Consider the following 15,044-nt stretch of genomic DNA (forward strand, 5'->3'; position numbering starts at 1 on the left):
GTCTCCTTTTCGACCTGACTAAACCCCAGTACTTACCATTATAATCCATAAATTTTAAATGTTCATGTGAATTAATGCTATCATATAATGGTATTTATTTCCATTCATAAGGAGCGTGGTGGTTTGAAAACCTTCTTGATATTCGTTTTAGTATCCTTCGGATGGATACACCTATCTTCACAAGGAAACTCTTCACCACCATCCGTTAATAGCGTTGAATCAAATTTGAGTTTACAGGATCAGGTTTATGCATTAGATCAGGTGTACAAACAGTTTTCGTTGGTCGTTAGGAGTGTCAGTACATCTCTTAATGAACATCAAGAGGACATGATTCTTTTGGATGTTAGGAAGATCGAACAACACCGTGAGGCTTTGGGTGAAAAGGAGACTGCCGATCTTAAACAAGCCATCTACAAGGCCATTGGCAGATCATTTCCATTGGAGATAACGTCGTATGTCATTCCGAACGAAGCGGAAGCCGTAGGTATAATTACGGAAATTGATGCTGAGGACCACAAGGTGTTGATTGTAAATCCTGAGTGGTGTTTGGATAGAGACTGCAAGGAGCATGAGTCATATTGGGTAAAGCCAGAGAATGATATCAAGATTATCTCTGAGGTACAAGATGGTATGTTGAACTTTGGGCAGTTACGAATAGGCGATTGGATTGAAGTCTGGAGCAATGGAGCTGTCCTGCAAAGCGCCCCCGCCGAAATGCTTGCACTGGACATCGTTGTTAAGATAGAGAAGAATGAGCCCGCAGTAGCGTTATCCTCATTGTTAAAAACGAATTTTGAGCCTATCAAACAAATCGACATCAGGTACGGAGACGGAAAAAGCCTGACCCTCACCGATGAAAAAGTCTTAGAGCGGATAGCTTCTATGCTGAAAAAGATTGAACTCACCCCGGCTAGAGATCAACGAACGGTTATAGGTTTTCTGTATTTCATGGATATAACGATTGGTGATCGGAAAATTCGATACGAAAACGACCTGCGATTCGGTGACCTAAAATATCTCCATAATTTCCTCACACAGGAATTGAATGACGAGATCGTCCGGATAGGCAGAGAAAAGATCCCTAATCTTCTTCCAGGTATCGTTCGGCAGCATAATGACGATAGGGATAAGCCGTTTGCTGTTCGTACCGGTTATACCGCATAATGTGTCTATACAGTTATAGGAAATAGGAGAGAATGTTCATGACACAAGAGACGGTCCGACGTGCCGCGCCTGATTTTACATTACTTGCATCCAATGGGAAGCAAGTATCTCTTCGGGATTATAGAGGCAAGAAGGTGGTCATTTATTTTTACCCGCAGGACGACACGCCGACTTGTACCCAAGAATCGTGCGATTTCCGTGATTATAACGGCAAGTTCGCCGAGTTAGGCGTGGAAGTTATTGGGATCAGTCCAGACGATCTGAAAGCGCACGATAAGTTCATCGCAAAGTACGAATTACCATTCTTGCTGCTGTCCGATCCCGATCATCAGGTCGCCGAGAAGTTTGGCGTATGGGCATTGAAGAAGCTCTATGGCCGAGAATATATGGGCATTGTCCGTACGACGTTCCTGATAGACGAGGAAGGCAAGATCGTAAAAGAGTGGAGCAAAGTCAGAATTAAGAAGCATGTGCAGTCGGTTTTAGACGCAGTTAAGGAAATGGACCGGAACATATAATAAGATGATCTGAATAAAAAGGATGGTTAATCATGAATCCGCAACTAACGGAAATTAGCAAAAATGTGTTGAAAAACTGTTTGGGGCTCCGGGAAAACGAAACGTTCCTTGTTGTTTCGGATGATGCGAAGAAAGAGCTTGCAGAGTCGCTCTACGAGGCAGGAAAAAGCTTAGGCGCAGAAGCGGTGCTGATGGTGATGAAAGAACGGAGCAAACCGGGCGAGGAGCCGCCTGCGGGTGTAGCATCAGCCATGGTGAACTCACAAGTTGTCGTATGCATCACAAAGCATTCACTAACGCATACGCAAGCCCGTAAACAAGCTGTTGCAGCCGGTGCCAGAGTGGCGACTATGCCGGGAATTACCGAGGATATGTTCCTTGAAGGAGCCATTTCTGCCGACTATACGCAGGTTAAAGCGCTCACGGAAAAGGTAACCGACATGCTGACGGAGGCCAAGAACGTACGGATCGAAAAGGACGGCTATACGTTATCTTTTTCCCTGGAGGGGAGAAACGGCGTTCCGAGCACGGGGATGTACCTGAATCCGGGTGAATCCGGAAATTTGCCTTCCGGGGAAGGTTTTATTGCTCCGGTCGAAGGAAAGGCAGCAGGGCAAATTCTCGTAGACGGTTCTGTTGCGGGCATCGGAGCGCTAGACTCGCCATTGCTGCTGACACTGGAGCAAGGACGACTTACTAACGTGGAGGGCGGTGAAGCGGGCGAGAAGTTGCTTCGGATGTTAGGGGAAGAAGACGGAAGATTCCTTGCGGAATTCGGCATTGGGACTAACGATAAAGCAAGAATTACCGGAGTTATCCTGGAGGATGAAAAAGTATACGGGACGATTCATGTCGCTTTTGGCAGCAACAACACGTTCGGGGGATCGATCGCTGCAGGAGTCCATATCGACTGTGTCGTCAGCCGGCCGGATGTTTATTTAGATGACCGGCTTATTATGAAACAAGGACAACTGCTCATATAGAAGCAAGTATGTTTCACGACCGAAAGGAATGTTGATGATGTGGATGATGCTCAAAGACCGAAGAATGCTGTTTCTTATGATAGCAAATATATTATCGTCAATCGGATCCGGCGTTACGATGATCGGGGTGCCGTGGCTTTTGGTCAACCGTGCCGGCGGGGATGAAATCTATGGATACGCGACTTTAGCTTCGACGATTGTGCTTTTCTTCCTATCCCCGCAAATCGGCGTTTTCATTGATCGTTTTTCTCGAAAGAAATTGCTTTTGCTAAGTGAAGTGATCGGCGGGTCGGTCACGTTGGGGTTTGCCCTTTGGGGCTTCTATGCGGGACATTTCGAAACGTGGATGTTGATAACCTTATACTTTAGCGGGTCCCTCTACTATAATGTTCACTTCCCGACACAGTTTGCTTTTACGCAAGAGATCTTCTCGAAAGAGCAGTACAAGACCTTGAATTCGATGCTGGAAGTACAAAATCAGTCCACCTCGATGATTGCCGGGGGCATCTCGAGTTTAGTCGTTGACCATGTCGACATGGCATGGATTCTTTTGGCCGACGCGATGACGTATTTCGCAGGTTTCGGTCTGTTTCTTCTCATTCCTTATGTACAGAACCGTTTGGTAAAAGCGACGCAAGCCGGTTCCATGTGGTCCAACATCGCAGAAGGCTTTCGTTATTTGAAAACGAAACCCATTCTCGTGGTCTTTTTTTTATGTGCTCTCATGCCTTTTATATGCGTAATGGTGGGGAACTATCTCTATCCCGTATACATTACCAGCGTTCTTCATGGCGGGGCTGACGTGTTCGGAGCAGCCGATATGATCTTTGCGATCGGTGCCGTAGTTGCCGGACTAACGGTCCCCATGCTTATGCAGCGGTTGGGTTCCTACTATACGACGATTCTCGCGTTCGTTCTCTTTAGTCTATCGATTATTTTCTTTTATGCCCTTCCTATCGTCAGTATTTTTCTCGCATTCAAAACGCTGAACGGATGGGGAAATGCAGGAAGTCGCGTAGCCAGAAATACGATTTTAATGGAAATCGTACCGAACCATCTGATTGGTCGCGTGAACAGTTTCTTTAATACGGTAGGGATGGGAATGCGCGTTCTACTCATCGGTATATGTACCCAAATTGTCACCTTTCAAGGTGCAAGAGCAGCGCTTCTTTTACTCGGAGCGTTACTGCTAGTTAGCTTGATTGGTCTTATTCGCAGCAAAAGCCTTTTTGCAGCTTCTATATCGCCCTCAGCGCACGAAACTGCAACCCAGGAAGCCTAAGATCTTGAGAGATTCGTCTCTCAAGGTCTTTTCTTTTGTTTTCAAGAAGGATATAAATGGAAAATATAGAATATACATTCGTATACAGGGAGTAGGGGAGGGATGAGTATGGACGTTATTGTTAAGCAAGTTCCTGCATTAAAAGCGGCTGTTTTACCTGCTGTTGCTGATTTCAGTTCAATGGGCCATGAAGTGCGAAAAGCTTGGCATCAAGTCGTTGAAGCCTTGCCTGTGGGCCATCCGAATCGGACCAATACGGATCGGGGCATCGTGTTCATCCCTCAGTGGGAAGCACGCATAGAGGGGAAGCCAGTCCTGTATGCAGGGGTAGAAATAAACGCTAAGGATGATGTGCCGCAGTATTTGGAAGTAATCGATATACCGGAGCATACCTATGCCGCTATCCATGTTCAAGGGGATCGGGAACAAATGTGGAGTATTTATAAGCAGCTTGATGAATGGATAGCAAATTCCGGGGAATACAGGCTTGCTAACGAACAAGGCTCATTTGGTTTTGAGGTCAACGATCTGCAAGTCAATCCGTTCGATATCCCTTGGGATATTATCAATGAGTTTAATTACGAAATTTATAAAGCAATTGTAAAAAAAGAGGAGGCGATTACTCGTGGTTAATCCGCTTTTACCCAAAGTTGCAGGAACATTCATTCCGGTGCGGGACATTGAAAAAGCGCGTGATTGGTATTGCCGTTTATTCGGCTTTCCGCTCGATACCCCAATCTTGTTCGGGCATTTATGCGCATTACCAGTTGAAGGACCGGGTATTATTCTAGATACAATGCCGATGTGGGGAGGCGAAGAGCCGCAAGGAGCGGCACCCTTTCAGACGCCTGCAATCATGTTTCCGACTCGTGACCTGGAGGCTGCATATGCCTACATGAAAGAGCTCGGTGTTGAGCTCGTAACGGAGATACAGGATAACCACTGGTTCGTATTTAAAGACCCTGATGGCAACCTGCTAATGATTTGTAAAGATCATTCTAACGCAGAAAATGCGTAGATTCGGAATCGAATAGCTGCCACAAGTTGATGTGTACGTGCCTTATGAGCTCAAAAAAGAAGAAGCTTTCTTCTCCATTGGAGGGGGAAGCTTCTTCTTTAAATTCCTCTTCATTTGATTCGCAGACATGACATACTATGCGCCTGCCTCCCATATACTCTATCAGCAGGTCAAAATGATAGAACAAGCGGAGGGATTATCGGCATGCGCACCCATACCCAACATTCCAACTCTAAGACGAAGAAATCAATTCAATTCACTTTGGCAGTACTGTTGCTAGCCTATCTGTGGTTATCAACGGTACCTGTAAAAGCGGAAGAGAGTGAAGGCATCTCCGCACAAGAAGGACAAGAAATCTATCAAATGTTGAAATCAGGCAAGCGTACGGGCGCTCAGCAAGAGAGAAGTTACAAAACGCCGGAGCAGCCAACCGTGTACTTAACGTTCGATGACGGACCTAGCAAGCTGACGCCACAAGTGCTGGATATTCTGGAAAAAGAAGATGTGAAAGCAACGTTTTTTGCGCTTGGCGAAGAAGCGAAGGCACATCCGGATATGGTCAAAAGAATTGTGAAAGACGGGCATACACTTGGCAATCATTCATATGATCATGTATATAAAGAGCTCTATAGCGATTTTCAAAACTTCTGGGATCAAATTCAAAGCACTGAAGAGATTTTCGCCGGTGTGGCGGGGGTTAGACCGGAACTTGTAAGGGCACCCGGAGGCACCTATACCAATTTTGACGCTTACTACTATTACTTGCTGGAAAAAGCGGGTTATACGGTTGTAGACTGGAACGTCGACAGCGGCGACTCCAAAAGGGCGCATGTACCTGTAAACGAAATTATTCAAACGGTCAAAAGCGCTCCGCTGGAACACGAAATGACGATCTTGTTTCACGATGGGTCCGGTCATGAATCTTCCGTAGAAGCGCTGCCGGAGGTCATTCATTATTACAAAAAATTAGGCTACGCGTTTGCGCCGTTAACGACCGATGTCAAACCCAAGCAGTTTCCGGTTGGCAAGTCCAAGTGGTCGCGAAACATGAGCTTTACACACTTTAAGGAGCTGTTGCAAGAAACACAACAGTATGTGCTGGCCCATGTACCGCCAACAAAAGAACCGCAGGACGTGACGCAGCAGTTAGTGAATCAAACGAAAGTAGCACGCGAAGAATCTGCACAGGTGCTTTCTACTAAGCCTGGCGTGCCACTGCAGATCAATGTGGCCGGGGGGAACGGTTTTACCCTCGACTCATCACAATACGAATTACAGGGGGATCGGATTGAGCTGGCTCTTCGTTTTTTAGTCGAGAAGATGGGGGGACAAGTAAGCTGGAATGGACCCGCGAAGACCGCTTATGCGCATTACGGTGTATATGATTTGGAATACGACTTGCCGACAAGAAGCATTCGCCTCTATACCTTAGGGAATCATGTGTCCACCTATTCATTAGCCGATGTGAGTTTGGAAGATGGGACGATCATCGTTCCCCTGCAGAAAACGGTAGATTTGTTAGGAGGGCGCATCACCCAGTCCGTTCTGGAGCCGGGGAAGAGAGAAGTATCGCTTGCTTTCCGACAATTCTATATGTGGAACGAAAATAATAGTCTCTTAAAAAACTCTCTATTTGCTATAAGTCGCTGATGTCTAAAAGAGTAGACGGCTGGAAAAACTAGAAGCATACCCTGATGAAGGAGGCTTCTTGCCTATGCAGTCGAAAACCCGAATCTTCGATCAGCCGCAGCCTCTCGTGGAACGGATGATCATGAACGTAGAGAAAGTCATAGTTGGGAAAAGAGAAACGATAGAGAAAGCTTTTGTAGCCATGCTGAGCGGTGGTCACTTGCTGTTGGAGGACGTCCCCGGTGTAGGTAAGACGATGCTGGTGCGGGCACTTGCCAGAACGATAGGCTGCGAGTTTAAGAGAATTCAATGCACGCCCGATTTACTGCCTTCCGATGTGACCGGCGTTTCGGTGTACAATGCCAAATCCGGTGAATTTGAATTTCGCCCTGGTCCGCTCATGACGCCTATTGTGCTGGCCGATGAATGCAACCGCACATCGCCGAAGACGCAAGCCGCCTTCTTGGAAGCGATGGAAGAAAAGCGGGTGACGATAGACGGAGTCGGTTATGAATTGCCGAAGCCGTTTTTGCTGTTGGCTACACAAAACCCCGCGGATTATGAAGGCACGTATGCGCTTCCGGAAGCGCAAATGGATCGCTTTTTGATGAAGTTGACGTTAGGCTATCCGACACCCGAACAGGAAATTCTGATGCTGGACCGATTGCAGGACCGGCAGCCCCTCGATCAATTGAAGCCGGTCATCGTACAGGATGAATTTGTTCAGCTGCAAAGAGAAGCCGGGATGGTCCACGTCGATGAAACGTTAAAAGATTTTATTGTCCGTATCGCCCTAGCGACACGGCAGCACCCCGATTTGTACTTGGGCGTAAGTCCAAGAGCATCTTATGCGCTCCTTCGCGCGGCTCAATCAGCCGCTTATATGAGGGGCAGAAGTTACGTGGTGCCCGATGATATTAAAGATTTACTGCTTCCGGTCTGGACGCACCGCCTCATGTTGACATCGGAAGCGCGTATTACGGGGAAATCGGCGGAAGCGATTTTATTGGGACTGCTCTCCTCCATGCAAACGCCAGTACTTCGTTATGCTTCGTCGAAGTAGGAGGCACGCGCGATGAAAAGCTGGGGAAAATTGTTGCTGCTGGTTACAGGATGTTTACTGTCTGGCTTCATGACTTATACGCAAGGTGGATTAGCATCCTGGTTCTTATTGGATTGTTTATTGATTGTATTGATGCAAGCCGGACTCCTTTATGCGTTTGGCTTAAGAGGTCTTCAAGTAAATCGATCGTTATCTCAACATATATCTACATCTGGCGAGGATGTTGTCGTCGGGCTAAATATCACGCACAGATCACTGTTCCCGTTGCCCTGGTTAGTCGTTAAAGAGTCATGGCTGCATGAGGGGAGCGGTGCGAAGCTGATTTTTCGCAAGCTGCTGTTTCCATGGTTTCGTACCTCGTTCACTTTACATTACCGGATTACAGGGCTCTTGCGGGGCATTTATCGTTTCGCCGGAGTTGAAGTCGTAACTGGGGATTTGTTTGGTTTTGCTGTGAAAAAGGCGCAGCGCACGGACGATCAGCGCTGCGTCGTGTATCCGAAGCCCGATGCATTGGATCGGGCTGTGATGACGCTGCATGCCGATGATGGCGATAAGCCGGCAGCAGGTGTACCGTGGGCGGCGTCTCTGCAAGCAAGCGGCATCCGCGAGTATGTGAGCGGGGATCCGTATCACCGGATCCACTGGAAATCCACAGCCAAGCTCAGCCGGCTGATGACCAAAACGCCCGAGCAGGCATCCGCCACGAAGCGGATGCTGCTGCTCGACGCGACGCCTGCGGCGAGTCCAGCCGAGGCGACACAGCCGCTGCTGGATAAGGGCGTCGCCCTCGCGGCGGGCTTCTTCGAAGCCGCCGCCCGCGGGCGCGAGAGCTGCGGCTTCGCCAGCAGCTCCGCAGGAGCAAGGCGAATCGCGCCGACGATTCGCCCCGATCTGACGCTCGCGTACGAAGTCCTCGCGAGCGTGGGCGGCAAGCCCGCCCTTCCCTTTCCTGACCTCGTCAGGAAAGAGGCGGCGGCCTTGCCGCCGGATGCGTCGATGCTGTGCATCACATCGACGCTGGACGCCGCCCTGCTGCGTGCATGCGCAGAAGCGCGCAGCAGGCGGCGGGCCGTGCACGTGATTTACGTGCACGCGCGGCCTTCCCTCTCGGTCACGGACCGAGAGGGGGCTTCGCAGCTGCAGGCCTTGGGCTGCAGCTTTACCGAAGTGCCGCATCCGCGTGAGCAGTGGCCGAAGCAAGGAGGTGTCGCGGATGCAACCGCTTGAACCCCAAAGCTCGCAGCTCGGCTCGCTGCCTTTAGTCCCGGACGCGTCCGCAGCCAACACCCAGCGACAACGCTCTACATCTGAGCCGTATCGATCTGGCACCGAATATCAACGCTCTGCCTTTGAATCGTCCGGGTTGGCCGTTCAGCAACAGCATTCTGCATCTAATATGCCTAGATCCGGCACCGAAAATCAACGCTCTGCTTTTGGATCGTCCAGTTCGGCCTTCCGGCAACAGCTCTCTGCTTCCGATTTAACTCAAACAGGCACATCCCGGACTCCAACCAGCACGCCCGAAACCTACACGGCTGTCCGCACTGGGGGTTCGCTGCTCCGGGATATCCTCATCTCCTTGCTGTTGTTTTTGCTGCTGGCAGAATGGCTTCGACCGCTGCCGACGTTAGCGGATATTTCAGAAATTTATCGGATACAGCCGTTTCTAATTGTCTTTGCTCTTTGTATTGCTTTAGATTGCTTCAGAGTCCCTTATACATGGGGTTGGGCAGTGAAGAGCATCATCATCCTGTTTTTTATCGGATTCATGTTTGAACCCGAGGGTTTTCTGAACGGATCGTGGGTCGTTGATTTCTTCAAGCTCATCGTCCAGGATGTCGGCTATGTTTTTGCAGCTCGCTTCGATCTGATTAGCGGAGAAACGCGGACCTTGCTTTTCCTGTTTGGTTGGGCCTTATTAATCTCCGTGGTTCAGGCGCTCATGCTGCAAAGACAGCATAGTCTTTGGTTTGTTGGGGCTACTCTGATTTATCTCGTCTGTTTACAATTGGCGCTTGGTGCAGATACCGTACAGGGTATTTTTCGCACATTAGGATATGGCCTAATGCTACTATCGCTCCTTAATCTTTCCCGTATTCAACAATCGTATGGTTTAACAAAAGTGAGTTCGGGAGGGACGCTTCTATGGCTAACAGTAAGTTTGATAGTTGTAAGTATTCTGGCAGGCGCCGGGTTGTACTCGGCTTCACAAGCTGCTCCGACATCATTAATGAAACCCGTTAGCTGGGCAAATATAACGGACCGCATCTTTGAACTCTACAACGAAGACACGGGACTACCCGCAGTTGCGGCTAAAGCCGGATATGGTCATGATGATTCATCCCTGGGTGGTCCCTTGCAATCGGATAGCAGCATCGTATTCACGGCCAAAACTCCTGAATTAACCTATTGGCGCGGCGAATCCAAAAGTTTATACGACGGCAAGGGCTGGACATCAACGGAACAAATCAGCGAGCCCTTTATTTCAAGTGATCATACAGCTTCCGGAACGACGATCGCACAGGAAGTGCTGTGGAGCTCAAAATCGCCGGACAAACAGCTCTTTTACGGAGGTTCATTGCTGCACATCGAGGGGTTATTGAATGATAAGGGTTCGTATCTTTCTCCTGACATTGTGGTCGCGAATAGCATGACCGGTAAAGTGGCATTGCCCGAAATCAGCGATCCGCTGTCTTTTTACAAAATAATCGTTCAGCCCGTGCACGCCGATCCGGCTCTACTCAGCTCCGATTCGGACAGTTATCCGGCTGCGATTCGCGATGCTTACCTCCAGCTCCCTGATACTTTACCGCGAACGGTTCGAGGCCTTGCCGAGCAAGTGACGGCAGCTGCAACGTCGCCTTATGCCAAGGCGGTGGCTGTTGAACAGTATTTGCGCAGTAATTACACCTATAGTTTGGAAAAGCCTACGCATCCGACCCGCAATGAGGATTTTGTCAGTCATTTCTTGTTTGTGGATCGGACAGGCTATTGCGATCATTTTTCCACGTCCATGGTGGTGATGCTGCGCTCCGTCGGAGTGCCCGCCCGTTGGGTGAAAGGGTTTGCCCCTGGAACGCAGCAGGCCGTAGGTGAAGATCGAATGAAAGAAGTAATCGTGCGCAACCAGGATGCCCATTCCTGGGTAGAGGTCTATTTCCCGTCGGCAGGGTGGGTTCCATTTGAACCTACACCCGGTTTCACAGGTATGGATGGCGAACACGCAAGATCTCCGGTCACGATCTCACAATCGGAGCGGCCTACGATGACAGCATCATTGCTCAATATTCCAACTATGCAGAGCTTCTCTTCGGATTCCAAAGAATGGCTCCAATCGAGAGTGAATGAGGTCATCTCATTTGTGGAAATATATAGGAAACAATTTTTGTTGGCCGCTGTTCTTAGCGTTTTCATTCTGGGGCTTTCAGTAATCCTGTGGCGGAAAGGAATTCCCCAAAATATGGCGCTAATTTTCCCGGTCAGACCGAGCGGTCCAGTCCATTCCCAACCGCTCGTCAGGTTTATGGATCGTCTCTGGATTCAGCTTTTTCGCAGGTATGGCGCCAAGTCCGCTCATCAAACCGTGCGTGAATACGTAACTGCCCTACGTTTAGAGAATGCTGAACAAAAACAAGCGCTGTTTGAATTTGCTTTGATCTATGAAACCGTCCGTTATGATATTCCTGGCCGGCCTATCTATTCCAAACGAGAAATTGCCGCCCTATGGAACGCCATACTTTCGACACGGGACCGCAAAACTCGGTAATCCTTTCGTGTAAAGCCCTTTACATCCTAGGCATGTAATGTTTAAAATTAGTAGCTATAAATAGTGATAATTGGACAAAGGGACCGCGGGGCCCCCAAACCCAATCGCTATGAATCTAGGAGGTCGGGTAATGAGTAAACCAAGTGAAATCATCGTTGTTCTGGATTTTGGAGGGCAGTATAACCAACTAATCGCAAGGCGTATTCGTGATTTGGGCGTTTACAGCGAATTAATGCCTTACAACACTACCGTGGATAAAATTCGTGAGCTGAACCCCAAAGGTATCGTGTTCTCCGGAGGCCCGGCGAGCGTGTACGGCGAGGGCGCACCGGCTGTCGACTCTGCGATTTTTGATATGGGTATCCCGATTTTGGGGATTTGCTACGGTATGCAGTTAATTGCTCATCAATTGAACGGCGGCAAAGTAGAGCGCGCTCATACGCGCGAGTACGGCAAAGCTGAGCTGGAATTCATCAATGAAAGCCCGCTTGTCAAAGGTCTGGACGCGAAACAAGTCGTTTGGATGAGTCACGGCGACCACGTTTCCGTATTGCCTGAAGGCTTCGTGCTGGAAGCAAGCACCGAGTCTCTGCCAATCGCAGCGATGAGCCACCGTGACAAAAACATTCACGCTGTCCAATTTCACCCGGAAGTTCGCCACTCCGTTCAAGGGAACGAAATGATCCATAACTTCGTGTATGGCGTTTGCGGCTGCACCGGCGACTGGACGATGGAGTCCTTTATCGAAGACACGATTAAAGAAATTCGCGAGCAAGTTGGCGATCAAAAAGTGCTCTGCGCACTGAGCGGCGGCGTAGACTCCTCCGTTGTTGCGATTCTGCTTCACAAAGCGATCGGCGACCAACTGACTTGTATGTTCATCGACCATGGTTTGCTGCGCAAAGGCGAAGCAGAGAGCGTTATGGAAACTTTTGTCGGTAAATTCGACATGCATGTGGTCAAAATCGACGCCCGCGAGCGCTTCCTCGGCAAACTTGCCGGTGTGGACGATCCGGAACAAAAACGCAAAATCATCGGCACGGAATTCATCCGTGTATTTGAAGAAGAATCCGGCAAATTCGACGACTTCGCCTTCTTGGCGCAGGGAACGCTCTACACAGATATCGTAGAAAGCGGAACAGCTACCGCGCATACGATCAAATCGCACCATAACGTAGGCGGCCTCCCTGAAGATATGAAGTTCAAGCTTGTTGAGCCGCTCAAAGCGTTGTTTAAAGATGAAGTGCGCAAAGTCGGCGAAGAGTGCGGCCTTCCTGCTGCAATCGTTTGGAGACAACCGTTCCCAGGTCCGGGTCTTGCGATCCGTGTTCTTGGCGAAGTGACAGAGGATAAGCTGCACATCGTGCGCGAATCCGATGCTATCCTTCGTGAAGAAATCGCCAAAGCCGGCTTGGACCGCGAGATCTGGCAGTACTTCACAGCACTTCCCGGCATGAAAAGCGTAGGCGTCATGGGCGATGCCAGAACGTATTCCTACACGGTAGGTATCCGTGCGGTCACTTCCATCGACGGCATGACAGCGGACTGGGCTCGTATTCCTTGGGATGTTCTCGAGAAAATCTCCGTTCGTATCGTAAACGAAGTTGAGAACGTCAATCGTATTGTCTACGACGTGACTTCCAAACCGCCTGCGACCATCGAGTGGGAGTAAATTAGTCTTAACCGACAAAACCGAACGTCTGAGAAAAAAAACTCAGTAACGTTCGGTTTTTCTGTTGACATCTTTCGACATGAGCACTAAAATGTGAATTGGATAACAGTTTTTTCGTATAATCTCGGGAATTGGCCTGAGAGTTTCTACGAGATCACCGCAAATGATCTGGCTACGAAAAAAAGGAACGGAATCCGTATGAGGTTTGCTTGCACTTGTCTTTTCGCATGCGCAGGAAGTCGACTCTCATATGGGAAGACTCCTTTTTCGTACCCGGAATCATGCAACACGGATTCCGGGTTTTTGCTGTTCCCATGGATAAGATTTTTGCTTCAAAGCCAGTTTTCTGGCGAAAAATTCTTAGGAGGAATAGGTAGAATGGATCAGTTTTTTAAATTGAAACAAAACGGCACGACAATAAGAACCGAAATCATGGCAGGTATCACCACGTTCATGACGATGGCTTACATCCTTGCGGTGAACCCGGACGTTCTCAGCGCATTCAAATCGGGAGCGACCGGCGGAGACTGGACATCCATTTTCTTGGCAACGGCCATTGCGGCAGGCGTTATGACGATCGCGATGGGATTGTTCGTGAATTTCCCTGTTGCGCTTGCACCGGGAATGGGCTTGAACGCTTATTTTGCAACCATTATCCTTTCGTCACAAGGTAAATTTACGTTTTCCATGGCTTTGACAGCCGTATTCATTTCGGGGATCATCTTCTTGATCCTGACAGTTACGAAAATCCGTCAGATGCTGCTTGTAGCGGTCCCTGACAGCTTGAAACATGCGATCACCGTTGGTATCGGTTTGTTTATCGCGATGATCGGCTTCAAAAACAGCGGAATTTTGAGCGTAGCGGTTGAAAGCTCGAAAGATATCGCAGCGCATAAGTTTACAGACGTCCTATCTTTTGAAACGATCTTTCATTTAGGTTCTTTGCATGATAAAGGTGTCATCCTGACGATCATTGGTATCTTGTTAATTTCCGTCTTTATGGTGCTTCGTATTCGCGGCGCTATTCTGATCGGTATCTTGGCAACCACCGTAGTTGGCTACTTCATGGGTCTGGTGAACCTCGGTTCCTTGACAAGCGCCGATACAACTTGGGTTCCGGATATGTCGAAGCTGACTTTCGCGGACTTTGACTTTGCAGGTATCATGAACACCGGGATTATCTCGGTTATCGCGACATTTACATTTGTAGAGCTTTTCGATACATTCGGTACAATGGTCGGTACGGCAAGCCGCGCAGGTATTATGAAGAATAAAGAAGAAGGCAACAAACGCGTAGGTAAAGCCATGTTCGTAGACGCTATCGGCGTAAGCGGCGGCGCTTTGGTGGGTACAAGTACAGTTACCGCATTCGTTGAGAGTGCGGCGGGCGTCGCAGAAGGCGGACGTACAGGTTTAACAGCCGTAACTACTGGCGTATGTTTCTTGCTTGCCTTGTTCTTGGCCCCAATCGCGATGTTGATCCCTGGCTCTGCAACGGCAGCAGCTTTGATCGTAGTCGGTGTTCTGATGGTTCAATCGATTAAAGAGATCGACTTCCAAGACTTCGTTCTGGCTATTCCGGCGTTCCTTACAATTGTACTGATGCCATTTACTTACAACATCGCTAATGGGATCTCCTTTGGTATCGTTACTTATGTAGTCCTTGCAACTGCTTCTAATATAGGTGGTAATAATAAATATCAAATTCACTGGCTCATGTGGGTGCTTGCCATTCTAGTTCTGGCTCGCTACATCTTTATAGGAAGCCAAGGGTAAAATGATTCAAGACTCCGGTGCGATGATGCCGGGGTCTTTTTTTGTTTTCCGACGATAACAATAACTTCTTTGTTTCCATTTATTTCAATGAAGAGAAAGCTTGCAATCGGTTTTTGATTTTGGTATATTACTCTTTGTCGCTTCGGAAGCCGAACGGTTGAATAAAAGAA

Annotated in this window: 12 protein-coding genes and 1 riboswitch; all 12 genes read left to right on the plus strand. The window is 48.7% G+C overall.

What is annotated here, in order from left to right:
• Window positions 1-123 precede the first annotated feature (123 nt).
• Window positions 124-1,164: a hypothetical protein gene (locus tag ACFQZT_RS22775; RefSeq protein WP_379303416.1), complete on the plus strand. Its 1,041-nt coding sequence runs from the start codon at window positions 124-126 to the stop codon at window positions 1,162-1,164.
• Between the two features lie 38 nt (window positions 1,165-1,202).
• Window positions 1,203-1,682, plus strand: a complete 480-nt coding sequence (gene bcp / locus ACFQZT_RS22780) for a thioredoxin-dependent thiol peroxidase (RefSeq protein WP_379303418.1) — start codon at window positions 1,203-1,205, stop codon at window positions 1,680-1,682.
• Between the two features lie 32 nt (window positions 1,683-1,714).
• Window positions 1,715-2,665 (plus strand): aminopeptidase, encoded by a 951-nt coding sequence (locus ACFQZT_RS22785; protein ID WP_379303420.1) that lies wholly within the window; start codon window positions 1,715-1,717, stop codon window positions 2,663-2,665.
• A gap of 76 nt (window positions 2,666-2,741) precedes the next feature.
• Entirely contained in the window at window positions 2,742-3,947 is a 1,206-nt protein-coding gene (locus ACFQZT_RS22790; RefSeq protein ID WP_379303422.1) for an MFS transporter, read from the plus strand.
• A gap of 108 nt (window positions 3,948-4,055) precedes the next feature.
• Window positions 4,056-4,580, plus strand: coding sequence for an effector binding domain-containing protein (locus ACFQZT_RS22795; protein WP_379303424.1), 525 nt, complete (start codon window positions 4,056-4,058; stop codon window positions 4,578-4,580).
• Window positions 4,573-4,965, plus strand: a complete 393-nt coding sequence (locus tag ACFQZT_RS22800) for a VOC family protein (RefSeq protein WP_379303426.1) — start codon at window positions 4,573-4,575, stop codon at window positions 4,963-4,965. Before ACFQZT_RS22795 ends, ACFQZT_RS22800 begins: the two co-directional genes overlap by 8 nt.
• Window positions 4,966-5,169: 204 nt before the next feature.
• Window positions 5,170-6,615: a polysaccharide deacetylase family protein gene (locus ACFQZT_RS22805; protein WP_379303428.1), complete on the plus strand. Its 1,446-nt coding sequence runs from the start codon at window positions 5,170-5,172 to the stop codon at window positions 6,613-6,615.
• A gap of 64 nt (window positions 6,616-6,679) precedes the next feature.
• Entirely contained in the window at window positions 6,680-7,657 is a 978-nt protein-coding gene (locus ACFQZT_RS22810) for an AAA family ATPase (protein WP_379303430.1), read from the plus strand.
• A 12-nt stretch (window positions 7,658-7,669) separates the two neighbouring features.
• Window positions 7,670-8,887, plus strand: coding sequence for a DUF58 domain-containing protein (locus ACFQZT_RS22815; protein ID WP_379303432.1), 1,218 nt, complete (start codon window positions 7,670-7,672; stop codon window positions 8,885-8,887).
• Window positions 8,874-11,426, plus strand: coding sequence for a DUF4129 domain-containing transglutaminase family protein (locus tag ACFQZT_RS22820; protein WP_379303434.1), 2,553 nt, complete (start codon window positions 8,874-8,876; stop codon window positions 11,424-11,426). The genes ACFQZT_RS22815 and ACFQZT_RS22820 overlap by 14 nt, the downstream gene beginning before the upstream one ends.
• Window positions 11,427-11,556: 130 nt before the next feature.
• Complete coding sequence (guaA, locus tag ACFQZT_RS22825) at window positions 11,557-13,098, plus strand: glutamine-hydrolyzing GMP synthase (protein WP_379303436.1); 1,542 nt, start codon at window positions 11,557-11,559, stop codon at window positions 13,096-13,098.
• Window positions 13,099-13,192: 94 nt separating this feature from the next.
• Window positions 13,193-13,293, plus strand: a riboswitch (purine riboswitch).
• 183 nt (window positions 13,294-13,476) lie between these two features.
• Window positions 13,477-14,874 (plus strand): NCS2 family permease, encoded by a 1,398-nt coding sequence (locus ACFQZT_RS22830; RefSeq protein ID WP_379303438.1) that lies wholly within the window; start codon window positions 13,477-13,479, stop codon window positions 14,872-14,874.
• The last annotated feature ends 170 nt before the right edge of the window (window positions 14,875-15,044 follow it).

Origin of the sequence: Paenibacillus sp. GCM10027628 (assembly GCF_042676385.1) — a bacterium.
Classification (GTDB): domain Bacteria; phylum Bacillota; class Bacilli; order Paenibacillales; family NBRC-103111; genus Paenibacillus_E.

Excerpts from the sequence above, each read along its gene's own strand:
- bcp (WP_379303418.1), top strand. The coding sequence starts at position 1,203 with ATGACACAAGAGACGGTCCGACGTGCCGCGCCTGATTTTACATTACTT.
- ACFQZT_RS22785 (WP_379303420.1), top strand. The coding sequence starts at position 1,715 with ATGAATCCGCAACTAACGGAAATTAGCAAAAATGTGTTGAAAAACTGT.
- ACFQZT_RS22790 (WP_379303422.1), top strand. The coding sequence starts at position 2,742 with ATGATAGCAAATATATTATCGTCAATCGGATCCGGCGTTACGATGATC.
- ACFQZT_RS22795 (WP_379303424.1), top strand. The coding sequence starts at position 4,056 with ATGGACGTTATTGTTAAGCAAGTTCCTGCATTAAAAGCGGCTGTTTTA.
- ACFQZT_RS22805 (WP_379303428.1), top strand. The coding sequence starts at position 5,170 with ATGCGCACCCATACCCAACATTCCAACTCTAAGACGAAGAAATCAATT.
- ACFQZT_RS22810 (WP_379303430.1), top strand. The coding sequence starts at position 6,680 with ATGCAGTCGAAAACCCGAATCTTCGATCAGCCGCAGCCTCTCGTGGAA.
- ACFQZT_RS22815 (WP_379303432.1), top strand. The coding sequence starts at position 7,670 with ATGAAAAGCTGGGGAAAATTGTTGCTGCTGGTTACAGGATGTTTACTG.
- ACFQZT_RS22820 (WP_379303434.1), top strand. The coding sequence starts at position 8,874 with ATGCAACCGCTTGAACCCCAAAGCTCGCAGCTCGGCTCGCTGCCTTTA.
- guaA (WP_379303436.1), top strand. The coding sequence starts at position 11,557 with ATGAGTAAACCAAGTGAAATCATCGTTGTTCTGGATTTTGGAGGGCAG.
- ACFQZT_RS22830 (WP_379303438.1), top strand. The coding sequence starts at position 13,477 with ATGGATCAGTTTTTTAAATTGAAACAAAACGGCACGACAATAAGAACC.